The organism is Agromyces sp. PvR057 (genome assembly GCF_040547485.1).
Lineage (GTDB): Bacteria > Actinomycetota > Actinomycetes > Actinomycetales > Microbacteriaceae > Agromyces.
In genome coordinates this window covers 1,684,224-1,697,969 of the sequence record NZ_JBEPPT010000001.1, presented here as the reverse complement: position 1 = coordinate 1,697,969, position 13,746 = coordinate 1,684,224, and the positions used below count along the sequence as shown (strand labels likewise).

16 protein-coding genes and 4 tRNA genes are annotated in these 13,746 nt (G+C 70.2%); 11 read left to right on the top strand and 9 right to left on the bottom strand.

All coding sequences use genetic code 11. The annotated features are described in order from the left end of the window. Window positions 1-6 precede the first annotated feature (6 nt). Window positions 7-591, bottom strand: coding sequence for an HIT family protein (locus ABIC29_RS07710; protein ID WP_116081580.1), 585 nt, complete (start codon window positions 589-591; stop codon window positions 7-9). After that, window positions 588-2,531, bottom strand: a complete 1,944-nt coding sequence (thrS, locus tag ABIC29_RS07705; RefSeq protein WP_354244627.1) for a threonine--tRNA ligase — start codon at window positions 2,529-2,531, stop codon at window positions 588-590. The genes ABIC29_RS07710 and thrS overlap by 4 nt, the downstream gene beginning before the upstream one ends. Window positions 2,532-3,017: 486 nt before the next feature. Here thrS and ABIC29_RS07700 point away from each other — a divergent pair, with 486 nt between their 5' ends. From ABIC29_RS07700 to ABIC29_RS07655, 10 genes are all read left to right on the top strand, one after another. After that, window positions 3,018-4,172 carry a site-specific integrase gene (locus ABIC29_RS07700; RefSeq protein WP_354244080.1) on the top strand — a complete coding sequence of 385 codons (1,155 nt, stop codon included), beginning with the start codon at window positions 3,018-3,020 and terminating at the stop codon, window positions 4,170-4,172. A gap of 266 nt (window positions 4,173-4,438) precedes the next feature. Then, window positions 4,439-4,705 (top strand): helix-turn-helix domain-containing protein, encoded by a 267-nt coding sequence (locus ABIC29_RS07695; RefSeq protein ID WP_354244078.1) that lies wholly within the window; start codon window positions 4,439-4,441, stop codon window positions 4,703-4,705. 27 nt (window positions 4,706-4,732) lie between these two features. Further along, window positions 4,733-5,437 (top strand): hypothetical protein, encoded by a 705-nt coding sequence (locus ABIC29_RS07690; RefSeq protein WP_354244075.1) that lies wholly within the window; start codon window positions 4,733-4,735, stop codon window positions 5,435-5,437. Window positions 5,438-5,983: 546 nt separating this feature from the next. After that, window positions 5,984-6,538 (top strand): hypothetical protein, encoded by a 555-nt coding sequence (locus ABIC29_RS07685; protein WP_354244072.1) that lies wholly within the window; start codon window positions 5,984-5,986, stop codon window positions 6,536-6,538. 67 nt (window positions 6,539-6,605) lie between these two features. Further along, window positions 6,606-7,097 (top strand): hypothetical protein, encoded by a 492-nt coding sequence (locus tag ABIC29_RS07680; protein ID WP_354244069.1) that lies wholly within the window; start codon window positions 6,606-6,608, stop codon window positions 7,095-7,097. Next, complete coding sequence (locus ABIC29_RS07675) at window positions 7,094-7,249, top strand: hypothetical protein (RefSeq protein WP_354244066.1); 156 nt, start codon at window positions 7,094-7,096, stop codon at window positions 7,247-7,249. The genes ABIC29_RS07680 and ABIC29_RS07675 overlap by 4 nt, the downstream gene beginning before the upstream one ends. After that, on the top strand, window positions 7,246-7,596 hold the full coding sequence (locus tag ABIC29_RS07670) for a hypothetical protein (RefSeq protein ID WP_354244063.1): 351 nt from the start codon (window positions 7,246-7,248) through the stop codon (window positions 7,594-7,596). The genes ABIC29_RS07675 and ABIC29_RS07670 overlap by 4 nt, the downstream gene beginning before the upstream one ends. A gap of 66 nt (window positions 7,597-7,662) precedes the next feature. Further along, window positions 7,663-7,902, top strand: coding sequence for a hypothetical protein (locus tag ABIC29_RS07665; RefSeq protein ID WP_354244060.1), 240 nt, complete (start codon window positions 7,663-7,665; stop codon window positions 7,900-7,902). Continuing rightward, window positions 7,899-8,165: a hypothetical protein gene (locus ABIC29_RS07660; RefSeq protein WP_354244057.1), complete on the top strand. Its 267-nt coding sequence runs from the start codon at window positions 7,899-7,901 to the stop codon at window positions 8,163-8,165. The genes ABIC29_RS07665 and ABIC29_RS07660 overlap by 4 nt, the downstream gene beginning before the upstream one ends. A 28-nt stretch (window positions 8,166-8,193) precedes the next feature. Then, a complete protein-coding gene (locus ABIC29_RS07655; protein ID WP_354244054.1) occupies window positions 8,194-9,189 on the top strand; it encodes a hypothetical protein in 996 nt (331 codons plus the stop codon). Between the two features lie 70 nt (window positions 9,190-9,259). Here the strand turns inward: ABIC29_RS07655 and ABIC29_RS07650 are convergent, their stop codons facing one another. The 4 genes from ABIC29_RS07650 to ABIC29_RS07635 form a co-directional block, all read right to left on the bottom strand. Beyond that, window positions 9,260-9,481, bottom strand: a complete 222-nt coding sequence (locus ABIC29_RS07650; RefSeq protein ID WP_354244051.1) for a hypothetical protein — start codon at window positions 9,479-9,481, stop codon at window positions 9,260-9,262. Between the two features lie 224 nt (window positions 9,482-9,705). Then, window positions 9,706-9,780: transfer RNA gene (locus tag ABIC29_RS07645), tRNA-Val, on the bottom strand. Window positions 9,781-9,804: 24 nt separating this feature from the next. Continuing rightward, window positions 9,805-9,878, bottom strand: a tRNA-Cys gene (locus ABIC29_RS07640). Window positions 9,879-9,936: 58 nt separating this feature from the next. After that, window positions 9,937-10,008: transfer RNA gene (locus ABIC29_RS07635), tRNA-Gly, on the bottom strand. A 282-nt stretch (window positions 10,009-10,290) separates the two neighbouring features. On the opposite strand from ABIC29_RS07635, the gene ABIC29_RS07630 reads away from it, so the two are divergent. Further along, window positions 10,291-10,363, top strand: a tRNA-Val gene (locus ABIC29_RS07630). A 163-nt stretch (window positions 10,364-10,526) separates the two neighbouring features. Here ABIC29_RS07630 and ABIC29_RS07625 read toward each other — a convergent pair. The 3 genes from ABIC29_RS07625 to zapE all read right to left on the bottom strand — a co-directional run bounded on the left by ABIC29_RS07625 (window position 10,527) and on the right by zapE (window position 13,609). Continuing rightward, window positions 10,527-11,075, bottom strand: a complete 549-nt coding sequence (locus tag ABIC29_RS07625) for a type II toxin-antitoxin system PemK/MazF family toxin (protein WP_354244048.1) — start codon at window positions 11,073-11,075, stop codon at window positions 10,527-10,529. 42 nt (window positions 11,076-11,117) lie between these two features. Then, window positions 11,118-12,380 carry an ammonium transporter gene (locus ABIC29_RS07620; protein WP_116081577.1) on the bottom strand — a complete coding sequence of 421 codons (1,263 nt, stop codon included), beginning with the start codon at window positions 12,378-12,380 and terminating at the stop codon, window positions 11,118-11,120. Between the two features lie 176 nt (window positions 12,381-12,556). Next, the gene (zapE, locus tag ABIC29_RS07615) at window positions 12,557-13,609 is read right to left on the bottom strand and encodes a cell division protein ZapE (protein ID WP_116081576.1); all 1,053 of its coding nucleotides are present in this window, start codon (window positions 13,607-13,609) and stop codon (window positions 12,557-12,559) included. Window positions 13,610-13,746: the final 137 nt, after the last annotated feature.

Genomic DNA, 13,746 nt, shown 5'->3' with positions numbered 1-13,746 from the left:
GCCCGCCTACTCGACGGTCGCCGGCCACGCCTCGGCGATCGCCACGCGCACGTCGCCGAGCAACTGGGGCAGGGCCTTGGTGCGCGCGATGATCGGGAAGAAGTTCGCATCGGACGCCCACCGCGGCACCACATGCTGGTGCAGGTGCTCGTCGACGCCCGCGCCGGCCACGGCGCCCTGGTTCATGCCGATGTTGAACCCGTCGCACCGGGACACCTCGCGGAGCACCCGCATGCCGACCTGGGTGAGCTCGCCGATCTCGGCGACCTCCTCCGGCGTCGCCTGGTCGTAGGTCGCGATGTGGCGGTACGGGCACACGAGCAGGTGCCCCGAGTTGTAGGGGAACAGGTTCAGGAGCACGTACGCGGTACGGCCCCGATGCACGATGAGCCCATCGGTGTCGGTCTTCTCGGGAGCCGCGCAGAACGGGCAGGCGGCCCGCATCGCGTCGGCACCCGCGTTGATGTAGGCCATGCGGTGCGGCGTCCAGAGCCGCTGGAACGCGTCGGGCACGCCCGGGAGGGTCGCCGCATCGACGAGCCCCTGCGCTGCGTCGTCCGCAGGTTCGGGGCTCGTCGTGCGGTCGGTCACGCGAGGTCCTCGGCCGTGTTCACGAGCTTGCGGTCGGAGATCGCGGCGAGGATGAGGTCGACCGCGTCGTCGACGGGCACGCCGTTGGTCTGCGAGCCGTCGCGGAAGCGGAACGACACCGTGCCGCCCGTGCGGTCCTGTTCGCCGGCGATGAGCTGCAGGGGCACCTTCTGCGTGGTGTGCGTGCGGATCTTCTTCTGCATTCGGTCGTCGGAGTGGTCGACCTCGGCGCGGACGCCCTTGGCGCGGAGCTTGGCGATGATCTCGTCGAGGTACTCGGAGAACTGCTCGGCGACGGGGATGCCGACGACCTGCACCGGGGCCAGCCACACCGGGAACGCCCCCGCGTAGTGCTCGAGCAGGATCGCGAAGAAGCGCTCGATCGAGCCGAACAGGGCCCGGTGGATCATGATCGGACGATGCCGCTCGCCATCGGAGCCGGTGTACTCGAGGCCGAACCGCTCGGGGAGGTTCGGGTCGACCTGCACGGTCGAGAGCTGCCAGGTGCGGCCGATCGCGTCGCGGGTCTTGAGGTCGATCTTCGGACCGTAGAACGCAGCCTCGCCGGGAACCTCGGTGAGCTTCAGCCCGCTCGCGAGGGCGACGTTGCGGAGCGCGTTCGTGGAGTACTCCCAGAACTCGTCGGAGCCGATCCACTTGGACTTCTCGTCGTCGCGCATCGACAGTTCGAGCTCGAAGTCCTCGAGGCCGAAGTCGCGCAGCATGGAGACGACGAAGTCGAGGACCCTGGTGGTCTCGGGTTCGAGCTGTTCGGGGGTGACGAACAGGTGCGAGTCGTCCTGCGTGAATCCACGGACTCGGGTGAGGCCGTGCAGCGCGCCGGAGAGCTCGTTGCGGTACACGGTGCCGTTCTCGGCGAGCCGCATCGGCAGGTCGCGGTAGCTGCGCCCGCGCTCCTTGTAGATGAGGATGTGCATCGGGCAGTTCATGGGCTTCAGGTAGTAGTCCTGGCCCTGCTTGGTGATGTTGCCCTCGGCATCGCGCTCCTCGTCCATCACGATGGGCGGGAACATGCCCTCCTTGTACGTGACGAGGTGGTTCGAGGTGAGGAAGAGGTCTTCCTTCGAGATGTGCGGGGTGTAGACGTAGGTGTAGCCGCCCTCGATGTGGCGGCGTCGCGCGTGCTGCTCCATCTCGCCCCGGATCACGCCGCCCTTGGGGTGCCACACCGAGAGGCCTGAGCCGATCTCGTCGGGGAACGAGAACAGGTCGAGGTCTTTGCCGAGCTTCCGGTGGTCGCGCTTGGCGGCCTCCTCGAGGCGGTGCTGGTAGGCGCGCAGCTCGTCCTTAGTGGGCCACGCGGTGCCGTAGATGCGCTGCAACTGCGGGTTCTTCTCGCTGCCGCGCCAGTAGGCGCCGGCGACGCGCTGCAGCGCCCAGCCGTTGCCGATCATGCGGGTGTTCGGCAGGTGCGGCCCGCGGCAGAGGTCCTTCCAGACGACGTCGCCGCTCTTCGGGTCGACGTTGTCGTAGATCGTCAGCTCGCCGGCGCCGACCTCGACGGACTCGTGGTCGTCGCCGGAGCCCTTGCCGTGGCCGCCTGTGCCCTTGAGTCCGATCAGCTCGAGCTTGTACGGCTCGCCCGCGAGTTCGGCCCGCGCCTCGTCGTCGGTCACGACACGACGCACGAACCGCTGGCCGGAGCGGATGATGCGGCCCATCTCCTTGTCGAGCGCCTTGAGATCGTCGGTGCTGAACGCCTCGGCGACGTCGAAGTCGTAGTAGAAGCCGTCGGTGACGGGCGGCCCGATGCCGAGCTTGGCCTCGGGGTTGACCGACTGCACCGCCTGGGCGAGCACGTGCGCGGCCGAGTGGCGGAGGATCGAGAGCCCGTCGGGCGAGTCGATCGTGACGGGCTCGACCTGGTCGGCATCCGTCACCGTGGTGGCCAGGTCCTTGAGCTCGCCGTTGACGCGCATCGCGACAACGGATCGATCGGTGAAGAGCTCGAATCCGTCGACCACTGTGAACCACTCCCTGTGTTGTGAGATGAACCCTTCAACTGTAGTCGCGCGCGGGCGGCGGGTTCGCCGCAGCCGCAGCGCCCGGGCCGATCACGTCGCTTGCGCGCAGCTGCGCCGTGGCTCGCGCCCTACCTGTCGAACCTCATCACGTGCAAGGACCGGCCGACCGTCGTCGCTCCCCCGGCACCGGCGCCGTGGTGACGTTCCCGGAACGTGACGTTCCGGAAACGACGACAGCCCCGGCTCGATGAGCCGGGGCTGTGTGTTGGTGGGCGATACTGGGATCGAATCAGTATGCGGGCACCTGCCGACATCGCGCACGCGCGCGCGGAAAACCCAGTCTAACCGGGGTTAGGACAGGGGTTACTGGTATCGTTTAGGGGTGATTAGAGCGCCTAAGAATGAACTAGATGATGCCCGCATGATGCCCGAGCCTCACGCGTGACCGGCCGCCAGACCAAGCGCCGCGAGACGTTCGGCACTCTCCGCAAGCGCGAGTCCGGCCGGTATCAGGCGACGTACATGGGCCCCGATGGCAAGCGCCACAGCGCCCCCACGACGTTCCAGACCATGGGCGATGCCCGCGCGTACCTGCGCGGCGTGCAAGCCCGCATCGCATCGGGCACGTGGCAGTCAGCCGATACCGAGCGAGCCGAGCATGAGCGCCGAGCCCTGCCGTTCGCCGCGTTCGCCACGCGCTGGCTCGACGGGCGCACCAGCGTTGGCGGCAAGGCCCTACGCCCCACCACGCTGGCCGAGTACCGGCGGCTGCTCGCCGGGCCCCTCGCGCCGCTGGCTGACCTGCCGCTGCCGAGCATCACGCGCGCCGTCGTGGAGGATTGGCGCACGCCGCTGCTCATGTCCGGCACGCGCACACAGGCGGCCCGCGCCTACACGCTGCTGTCCGCGATCATGGGCAGCGCCGTTGACCGTGGCCTGATTGACGCCTCCCCCTGCACGATCCGCGGCGCTGCCAGCACCCGCACCGGCAAGCGCGTGAACCCGCCGACCCGCGATGAACTGGCCACCATCGTGGAGCACGTACCCGAGCGCTACCGGATGCTGGTGCTGCTCGCCGCGTGGTCCGGCCTGCGATTCGGCGAACTGTCCGAACTGCGCCGCAAGGATATCCACGGCTACCGCGAGGCTGAGGGCCTGATCGAACTGCACGTGTCGCGCGGCGTCGTGCACGTGGCCGGGCAAGGCGCTGTCGTCGGGCCGCCGAAGACCTCCGCAGGTGAGCGCGTCGTGGCGCTGCCGTCGTCCGTGCCGGGCCTGTACGACGCCCTACGCGCCCACCTCGCCGAACGCGTCGGCGCGTACCCCGACGCGCTGCTGTTCACGGGCGCTGACGGTGAATCGCACCTGAGGCAGTCCACCGTGGCCAAGGTGTTCTATCCGGCCCGCGAGACCGCCGGACGCCCCGACCTGCCGTGGCACGGGCTCCGACACTTTGCCGCCAGCCAGTACGCCGCCGCGGGCGCGACCGAGGCCGAGATTATGGCGCGGCAGGGGCAGCGGAGCCCGGGCATGGTGCGCCGCTACGTGCATACCACCGGCCGCGAGGCCGACCTCGCCGCCCGGATGGGAGCCTGAGCCCGCAGCGCCCCCGTGACGCTTCGAGCCCCCTGCGTGGACAACCACACGGGGGGCTCGCTGTTTGCCCGGGAGCGGGCCGCCTACGGCTGCTGAGCGCCAGCCCCGCCACTCGCACCTCGCCACGCATGTATCGAGCGTCCTAACCACGGTTAGCGCGCACAACACGCGTCACACTAACCACGGTTAGCGTTTTATTGCTGGTCAACGCACATTTCACGCGTATAGTTGCGGCCAAGCCCCACCCCGACCGAAGGGACGCCGCAATGCCCAACCCAACCCGCCCCGACTGGCAGAGCGCCCCCGAGCCGCCCACGGTGAATGGCAGCGAATGGCTGACGCTCCGCGAGGCCGCCGAACGCCTGCGCGCCCATCCCGGCACGATCCGCGCGCGCATCGCCAGCGGCGCACTGCCCGCCTACCGCATCGGCCCGCGAGGCCTGCGCCTGCGCGTCGCCGACGTTGACGCACTCCTGCGCCCCGTCCCCGTCGCCAACGCCGACGCCACCGACGCCGACCGCCTCGCAGGCTGAGGGCTGAGCGAGCCGAGAGGGCCGCCGATGACTGACTTCCGGTTCCCCGAGCGCTGGTTGCTCGACCGCCGATTCGCCCGTCTCAGCGCCGACGCGCTCGCCGCCTACGTCACGGCGGGCGCGTGGTGCGTCTCGAACCGGACAGACGGCGCGATGACGCGCGATGACCTGTCCGGCATTCCCCGGATGACGGACGCCCTCGCCGCCGTGCTGGTGGCTGCTGCATTGCTCGCCGAGACACCAGACGGCTGGCACATGCTCGACTTCGCCGAGACGCAGACCTCACGCGCCAACCTCGAATCCGCCGCGCTCGCCCGTGAGGCCGACTCGCAGGCACGGAAGCGTCGTCGCTGGCACAAGTCCGGCGTTCACGCGCTCTGCACGCCAGACACCTGCGAGCACATCGCGCCCCCCGGCGTCACGCGTGACATCCCTGTCCCCCCGGTTGTCCGCCCGGACATCCGCCCGGACATCCGGGGGGATTCCACAGGACAGGATAGGACAGGCAAGGACAGGCAATTACTGGCCCCGCATACACGCACGCAGGCACGCGACGCACGCCCGCACGCACGCGAGGCCGGACCCGCCGCCGCCGTGCTCGACTGGGCCGTAACGACCATCCCGAACGCGCTGGCGGACTTCTGCCGCACGCACGACGAGCCGTGGCCCTGCCCTCGCTCCGGGCAGGCTCGCTCCGGCTGTGAGCACGTGACCACTCGGGCGGCATCATGAGCCGCCACGCGCCCGCCGCCGGGGTGCCGGAACCCATCTGACCGGCGTAGCGTGACCGAGAGAGCCATAACCCCCGGGGGTATCCATGCGCGAGAGTCTGACCGCTGCCGCCGCACCACGCCGCCGCATGACCGAGCCGAGACGCTACCCCTGCCCGCACGTGTGGAGCCGACCAGCCGAGAGCGGGTGGAGCGGATGCGCTCTCTGCGGAGCCGTCGAGCGCCGGACAGAGCCCCGACCCGAGGAGCCCGTGGACTTCACCGAGCCCCGCGTGCCGAGATCGTGACCGGGACGGGCTGACCGAGGCCGTGCCAGCCACGCACCGGAGAGGCCACCTCGCGCGCGCCCGCGCGGACGTGATGCCGAGGGCGCGCGAGGCAGGCGCCGGCGGGGGTCTCGGGGGCTCGACATGCCCGGAATCTCGCGGAAGTCCGAACCGCGGTTTGCTACAGGAATGTGGGCGAAACCCTCGCGTGCGCGGCCCTGTGCGCGCAAGGATGGGGACACGGCCCGGGGGGACCGCTCGACACGGGAGGGGAACCCCGGATGACCGAGAGCACCGGCTGCGGCCACGGAGCAGCGCACGAGTACCGCACCAAGCGCGGGCGGGCAGGCTGCCGACTGTGCGACCGCTCCGAGTACGGGGGCCGTCATGCTCCCCCGGCTGCTGAGGAGACCGAGACCGAGGTGAGCGCGTGGGCGGGGCGTCTGTCGGCGCTGGCGCGTGAGATTGCCGAGCGCACCGTGGAGGCTGTGCCCGAGGTCGGTATCGAACGGTTCCGTTCGGCGCTGCTGGCGTGGGCGTCTGCTGAGGCGGTGGCCGAGGCGCTGCGGGAGCACCTAGACACCGTGGGGCTGGTCTCGCCGCGTGGCTCCGCCCGGGCCTCGCTCATCTCGACGCTGGGCAGCGCTGAGCGCACCGCTGAGAAGCTGCGAACCGCGCTCGGGCTCTCCCCGCACTCTGCCGCCGTGATCCGGGCGCAAGTGCGTTCCGGGGGGCTCGGGCTGCTGACCGATGATGAGGCGTCCGCGCTGGGCGTGGAGGATCGAGAGCCCGAGTACGCCGGGCCGCGCCCGTTCCGAGCACGGGGCCGAGCATGAGCGCCCCGGACCCGGCCCCGCCCGAGTGGCAGGCTGCCGGAATCGCTGCCCGGGCGGAGGTGCCCGCATGAGCGAACACACGTTCACGCCCGACCCCGAGCGTCTTAAGCTCGCGCTCGGAATCGGGGAGCCGAGCCGGGTGCTGCACGGCTGGGAGGTGCTGGCCGGGAACGGGCAGCGACTCCACCCGGCGAACTACACACACGCCGACCTCGCCGCCGTCATCGCCGCCGCCCCGCACGACCTCGACGCGCGGCGGCTGCTCTCGGAGTGGGCGCGGGCGCACGGCTGGGTGCTGACCGAGACCGAGCCCGTACGGGAGCCCGGCGCGGTGAACGGCGGGGAGTGGCTGCACTGGCGCGGGAACTGGGACCGGATCGAACCCGACCGCGCATTCTGGGCCACGGTGCCCGCCGAGGTGCGCGTCGCGTGCGAGCCCCGGGCGGTGCTGGTGGATCTCCTCATGCGCGAGGCCGAGCGCACGGGCCGAGACCCGGGCGAAGTGCTGGCCGAGGCTGCCGACCGCATCGCCGCCCGAGCCGAGAGTGAGCCCCGATGACCGACACGACCCCCGCACGCCGCGCCATGGAAGCCGGGCGCAAGCCCGCCGAGGCGTACATGGCCCGCACGCTCGCTGAGGCGCGCATGGCTGCCACGCTGAGCGCCGCACGCCGAGCGCTCGCCCACACGACCCCGAGGGGCACCCGATGAGCGCACCGCACCGCACCTCCGACCAAACCCGGATTCGGGCCGCGCACCAGTCCCGGCGGTTCGACGTGGAGAAAGCCGAAGCGGTCTATGAGCACTACCGGGAGCCCGCCAAGCGTGAGCCCGAGACCGAGGCCGTGACCGAGCGGGGTGGGCTCGGGCTGGCCGAGGTGCGCGCCCGCATTGCCGCCTCGCTGTTGAGCCCCGAGGCGCTGGCGCTCTCGTGCTCCGAGCATGACGCCGAGCCGGGCGCGTGGTGTTTCGGGCGTCCGGGAGGCGCGCACGGCATCTGCCCGGGCCGCATCGCTGACGCCCGGTTGCACGCGCTCCGGGCGTACGTGAACGGCTGAGCCATGAGCAGCCCGCACCGAGACCCGAGAGCCCGGCTCGCCGCCGCCGAGGCTCGGGCTCGGGCTGTGACCGAGCAGCGGAGGCGGGCCGAGCGGCTGGCACGCATCGCCGCCGATGCCGAGCGCCGCCGGGGGCTGGTGGCCGCTGCTGCTGCTCGCATCGCCATGCGGCCCGTGATCCTCTGCGAGTGCCCGCACCTCTGCGAGCACGGCGACGCCGGGAGGTTCGACGCTGCCGCCCGCGCCTCGCTGCTCGCGCTGGTGGCCGACTCCGACGCAGATATCGAGTGGTCGGAGGCCGCATGAGCATGAACTACCCCGGGGAGAGCCACCGCCGGGCAGGCATCCGCCGCGACGTGGCCGAGGCTGCCGAGCAGCGCGAGCACGCGGAGCGGGTGCGCATCGCCGCCGACGCCGCCGAGGTAGCCCGGGCCGAGGCCGAGCGAGCCGCCCGGCTGGCAGCCGTCCGGGAGCGCCAAGCCGCCGAGGCTGGGGCCGAGCGTGAAGCGCTGCACGCCCGCCAAGCCGAGAGCGCGAGCCGCTACCTCCGAGGGCTCACCAAGACGTAGCGCACGACCGACAGAGAGCGAGAGCACCATGCCCGAGACCATGACCCGAGCCGAGCGCCAAGCCGCCGAGCGAGCCGAGGCCGAGCGCGCCGCCGAGGCCGAACTGCTGGCGTCCGTGGTGCGCCCCGTGGGGATAGACCCGCTGCCCGAGGGGGCGCTGGCGTGCCACGTGTGCGGCGTGGCCGTGCTCTCCGGGCTGGTGGAGGAGTTCACCTCGAACACGTACCATCCCCGCGCCGGGCATCTGGTGGCCGAGCGCGTGGTGGAGTTCCGCACGTGCGCCGAGTGCCGAGACCGCCACGGGCTCGCCGCGCTGCTCATGGAAGCGAACCCCGGCGTGCGTGCCCGCATCGGGGCTGCGAGCATCGCCAACCATCGCGCGGCCCTCGCGCTCGACGTCATGGCGGCGGCGGGCTCGCCGGTCCCGGGCTCGCTGAGCGCCGAGCATCTGCGCATGGCCCTCGACGTGCTGAGCGCCGAGGCGCGGCGCTGGGCCGCGCGATTCTCCCCATCGCTGGCCGAGGGCGCGCTGGTCACCTCATGTGCCGAGCGCCCGTGGTCGTGGCTGAGCCCGGATGACCGGGCCGACGTGAAGCGGGCTGTAGGGCGCTGGCAGGCGTACCGGATGCCGCCCCGGGCCGTGGAGTGCCCCACGGGCGGCTGCGGGTACTGCGGCATCGGGACCGTGACCGCTGCCCGCTGGCAGACGCCATGGACGGCGCACAGCATGAGCCCGGGCGGGCTCGGGGGCTCGGGGCCGCGCAACCTCGACGTGTCGCTCTGCATGACGTGCGAGGCATTCCACGCCGACCCGTTCGGCACCGGGCCGGGGCCGATGGGCTCCGCGCTGCTCGAATACGTGGACCCGGGGCGCGTACTGCGCGGGGGTACGCCGCATGAGCCCGAGCCCCGAGGGGTGCGCGGCTGGGCGGTCTCGGGGCGCACGGAGCCGAACGCTACGCCGTGGGCGCACCTCGACGTGGACGGGCTGCGCGAGTCCATCCGGGGGTACGACTGGCGCTGACCGCCCGAACCGCATCGAGGTGCCGAGCCCGCCGAGCGCATCGAGGTGACCCCGTTCGCGCGGGCTGACCCTACAGGGCTTCGAGCACACCCAGTAGCGACGCGATCGTGCTTGTGAGCAGCCCAGACCCGAGCAGCAGCATGCCGAGGTTGCGCACCTTCCAGTCTTTCGGATTCGGGAACGAGTAGTACTGGGGCTCGACCTCGACGAGCATCGGCCGGGTGGTGTACCACGTACCAACCCCGGTCAGCACGAGCGAGACGAGCAGAAGAACGATGATCAGCACAGCCATGGCATTACCCCCCGTAAGCCCCCGCGCAGCGCGGGGTACAAGGCACACGATCACCTATCGGGACGATCTTCGAGGCCGAGTTCGCTGCCAGCGGATCACCTGCGACCGCCCGCAGTCCCGCCGTCGCGAACACCGAATGATGCCCATTTTCGATCCGATGATGCCCGCATGATGCCCGCGTAACCCCGGATACGAAAAAACCCCCGGATAACCGGGGGTTTTCGTGGTGGGCGATACTGGGATCGAACCAGTGACCTCTTCCGTGTCAGGGAAGCGCGCTACCGCTGCGCCAATCGCCCAAAGCTGTGAACAAGTTCACGGCTTGGAGGTGGATACGGGATTCGAACCCGTGTATACGGCTTTGCAGGCCGCTGCCTCGCCTCTCGGCCAATCCACCGTGTCTGGGTTCTCCACCAAAAGAGCAGGACCTATGCTTGCGCTCAGATCCTGATCAGAGCGGATGACGAGATTCGAACTCGCGACCCTCACCTTGGCAAGGTGATGCGCTACCACTGCGCCACATCCGCGTTGCTTTGCATTTCTGCGTGCAGAGAGACTCTAACTGATACCCGGATCGATTCACAAACTGAGCAGTGTTCACCCGACGTTCAGCCCGGTCGCAGGCGGAATCCAGGCTTGCAAGCCGGGCGTGTCGAGCCCCGGGACGGCCTTCTGGGCGCCCCTGACAGCGGGTCCGCGCACGCTCCAAGGTGTGCCGACACGCCACGGATCGTTCGATGTGCAATTGCGCGCATTCGTCGCTAGTATCGAATCCGCGCGGTCACCCCGGTGAGCCGCGAGTCCCACATGGGCGATTGGCGCAGCTGGTAGCGCGCTTCCTTCACACGGAAGAGGTCGTCGGTTCGAGCCCGGCATCGCCCACGAACGCCCCCACTCCACTGGGGGCGTTCTTCGTTTCACGGTGGCGAACGGTGCGCTTCACAGCGCAGGCGCCGAGCTTCCCGGAGCAGCCCGGTCGCCGGATGCCTCGACGCCCGCCGCCGCCGTCCGCACGGCCCTTCGAGCCGGCCGCGGCCCTCGGTCGTCAGCGCCAGCCGTAGCGAGCGCCGAGCGCCTCTGCGACCTTCAGGTACCGCTTCGCATCGAGCGACGCGGCCTCGCGGCGCATGCCGGCCGTGTGCACCCGGAACACCCGGTCGATGTTCGCCCAGCTCGGCCGACCCGCCGAGTCCCATGCGCCCGCGCCGAGCGCGACGAAGTCCTGCGAGCCGTCGTGGGCCTTGCTGGTCAGCTGGACGGCCAGGAACGCCTCGGAGCCGGATGCCGCGACCACGACGACCGGGCGGTCCTTGCCGCGCCCGTCGCGCTCCTCGTACGGCACCCAGGTCCACACGATCTCGCCGGGATCGGGTTGTCCGTCACGCGACGGCGAGTAGGCGAGCCTGACGCCGCGGAGGCTGCGCGGATCGACCTCGACCGTCGCGGCGGCCCCCGTCTGCCCCGGCGACAGGAGGCCCGTCGCGACCGACGCGCGCCCCGCGGCATCCGTCGTCTTCGAACTGCCCCGCGACCCCCCGAAGACGCTGCGGAGTGCACGCCGAAGGGCGGTGAGGAAGCGGCCGGTGTCAGTCACACCCGCACACTACCCCACCGCCCTCGCGGTGCTTCAGGACCCCTAGACGGTCTCGAGCTTGTACGCGTCCTCACCGTGGACGGCGGTGTCGACGCCCGCGAGCTCGTCCTCGTTCGTGATGCGGAAGCCGATCGTCTTCTGGATGACCCAGCCGATCGCGAAGGCGAGCACGAACGAGTAGATCAGCACGGTGAAGGCGGCGATGGCCTGGACCATCAGCTGCGTCGGGTCACCGCTGTAGATGAGGCCGGTGTTGTTGGCGAAGAAGCCGAGGTACAGCGTTCCGATGAGGCCGCCGACGAGGTGGATGCCCACGACGTCGAGCGAGTCGTCGAAGCCGAACTTGAACTTCAGGTCGATCGCCAGGGCGCAGACGGCACCGGCGATGAGGCCGAGCACGATCGCCCAGCCCGGCGTGAGCGCTGCGCACGCAGGGGTGATCGCGACGAGACCCGCGACGGCACCGGATGCCGCACCGACCGAGGTGGGCTTGCCGTCCTTGATCTTCTCGACGATGAGCCAGGCGAGCAGCGCCGCAGCGGGAGCGGCGAGCGTGTTGACCCAGGCGAGCGCTGCGGTGCCGTCGGCGGCGAGCTCCGAGCCGGAGTTGAAGCCGAACCAGCCGAACCACAGGAGGCCGGCGCCGAGGAGCACGAACGGCGGGTTGTGGGGAACGTGCGCACCCTTCGAGAAGCCCACGCGCTTGCCCAGCACGAGCGCCAGGGCGAGCGCTGCGGCACCGGCGTTGATGTGCACCGCCGTGCCGCCGGCGAAGTCGATGACGCCGACGCCGAAGGCCTCCTGCATGCCGAACGTGGTCCAGCCGCCGTAGGCGAACGAACCGTCGTCGGCGAGGCCGAAGTTGAAGACCCAGCTCGCTACCGGGAAGTAGACGATGGTCGCCCAGATCGCCGCGAAGATCATCCATGCGCCGAACTTGGCGCGGTCGGCGATGGCGCCCGAGATGAGCGCGACCGTGATGATCGCGAAGGTCGCCTGGAAGGCCACGAACGCGAGCGGCGGGAACGCGGCATCCTCGGGGACCTCGAGCAGGCTCGTGAGGCCGATGGCCGACCAGTCGATGGACCAGGGGGCGACGAGTCCCTCAGCACCGGGGAACGCGATCGCGTAGCCGTAGAGCACCCACAGCACGCCGATGAGGCCGATCGCGCCGAAGCTCATCATCATCATGCTGATGACGCTCTTCGCCTTGACGAGACCGCCGTAGAAGAAAGCGAGTCCCGGCGTCATGAGCAGCACCAATGCCGCCATGATCAACAGGAACGCGGTGTTGCCTTGATCCATCTCGAACCTCTCTCGGGGAAAACAGGCCGGGGAACCTGTGTCGCCAAGTTTCACGAGAGGACGTTTCGTGCGGGACCGTGTTCTGTTTCGCGAGTGTTACGTGCTGCGCGCCCGCGTAAACAGCGTGTTTCGCGGTGCCATCCAACCGATGGGAAACGGCGGAGAAACGACCGTGATCAGTCGTGCGGGGGCAGCTCGCCCGTGGTCAGCGCGATCATGCGGCTCATCGCGCGGAGGTACTTCTTCCGGTATCCGCCGGCCATCATGTCCTCGTCGAAGACCTGGTCGAGCGGGAGCCCGCTGGCGACGATCGGCACCTCGGCGTCGTACACGCGGTCGATGAAGGCCACGAGCCGCAGTGCGGCGTTCTGGTCGGAGAGTTCGTGCACGCCGTCGAGCGCGATGATCTCGACGCCGTCGAGGAGCTTCACGTACTTCGACGGATGCACGGTCGCGAGGTGGGCGATGAGGGCGTCGAAGGAGTCGAGGGAGACCGCGTGCCCGCGGTCGACGAGCGCGGTCGCCTTGGCGGCGACCTCCGCGTCGGTCTCGAGCGTCGCCGACCGGCCCTCGGTGTCGCGACGCCGGTAGTCGAGGCCGTCGATGCGGAGCGTCTCGAAGTTCGAGGAGAGCGCGTGGATCTCGCGCAGGAAGTCCGCCGCGGCGAACCGCCCCTCGCCGAGCGCGTTCGGCGGCGTGTTCGACGTGGCCGCGACGCGCGTGCCGCCGGCCATGAGCTCGCCGAGGAAGCGGGTCATGAGCATGGTGTCGCCCGGATCGTCGAGCTCGAACTCGTCGATGCAGATCAGCCGCGCACCCGCGAGCAGCTGTACCGCGTTCGCGTAGCCGAGCGCGCCCACCAGCGCGGTGTACTCGATGAACGTGCCGAAGTACTTCGGTCCGGGTGCGATGTGCCAGAGCGCCGCGAGCAGGTGCGTCTTGCCGACGCCGAACCCGCCATCGAGGTAGATGCCGGGCAGCTCGGCCTTCGGCTTGCGGTTGCGGGAGAAGAACCCGCCGGGACGCTGGGCGCGCCACACCGCCGCGAACTCGCCGAGTCGGTCGAGCGCCGCCTGCTGCGATGCGAAGTTCGCGTCGGGTCGGTAGGACTCGAACGACGCGTGCTCGAACTGCGGCGGCGGTGTGAGCTCCGAGGCGATCTCGGCACCCGAGATGGTCGGATTCCGCTCGATGAGACGGATGAGGGCCTGGCTCGATGCCGTGGTCATGCGTGAATGGCTCCAGTGTTGCCCCGGATGACCGGAGTGCGCTCTTCGACGGGCACGCCGCGTAGATTCGACGTGGATCAGGTCAACAGCCTAGACCGCCAGCCCCGCGCCCCCGTCCGATCGGACGACCACAGGAG

Excerpts from the sequence above, each read along its gene's own strand:
- thrS (WP_354244627.1), bottom strand. The coding sequence starts at position 2,531 with ATGCGCGTCAACGGCGAGCTCAAGGACCTGGCCACCACGGTGACGGAT.
- ABIC29_RS07695 (WP_354244078.1), top strand. The coding sequence starts at position 4,439 with ATGCCCAACCCAACCCGCCCCGACTGGCAGAGCGCCCCCGAGCCGCCC.
- ABIC29_RS07690 (WP_354244075.1), top strand. The coding sequence starts at position 4,733 with ATGACTGACTTCCGGTTCCCCGAGCGCTGGTTGCTCGACCGCCGATTC.
- ABIC29_RS07685 (WP_354244072.1), top strand. The coding sequence starts at position 5,984 with ATGACCGAGAGCACCGGCTGCGGCCACGGAGCAGCGCACGAGTACCGC.
- ABIC29_RS07680 (WP_354244069.1), top strand. The coding sequence starts at position 6,606 with ATGAGCGAACACACGTTCACGCCCGACCCCGAGCGTCTTAAGCTCGCG.
- ABIC29_RS07675 (WP_354244066.1), top strand. The coding sequence starts at position 7,094 with ATGACCGACACGACCCCCGCACGCCGCGCCATGGAAGCCGGGCGCAAG.
- ABIC29_RS07670 (WP_354244063.1), top strand. The coding sequence starts at position 7,246 with ATGAGCGCACCGCACCGCACCTCCGACCAAACCCGGATTCGGGCCGCG.
- ABIC29_RS07660 (WP_354244057.1), top strand. The coding sequence starts at position 7,899 with ATGAGCATGAACTACCCCGGGGAGAGCCACCGCCGGGCAGGCATCCGC.
- ABIC29_RS07655 (WP_354244054.1), top strand. The coding sequence starts at position 8,194 with ATGCCCGAGACCATGACCCGAGCCGAGCGCCAAGCCGCCGAGCGAGCC.
- ABIC29_RS07650 (WP_354244051.1), bottom strand. The coding sequence starts at position 9,481 with ATGGCTGTGCTGATCATCGTTCTTCTGCTCGTCTCGCTCGTGCTGACC.
- ABIC29_RS07620 (WP_116081577.1), bottom strand. The coding sequence starts at position 12,380 with ATGGATCAAGGCAACACCGCGTTCCTGTTGATCATGGCGGCATTGGTG.
- zapE (WP_116081576.1), bottom strand. The coding sequence starts at position 13,609 with ATGACCACGGCATCGAGCCAGGCCCTCATCCGTCTCATCGAGCGGAAT.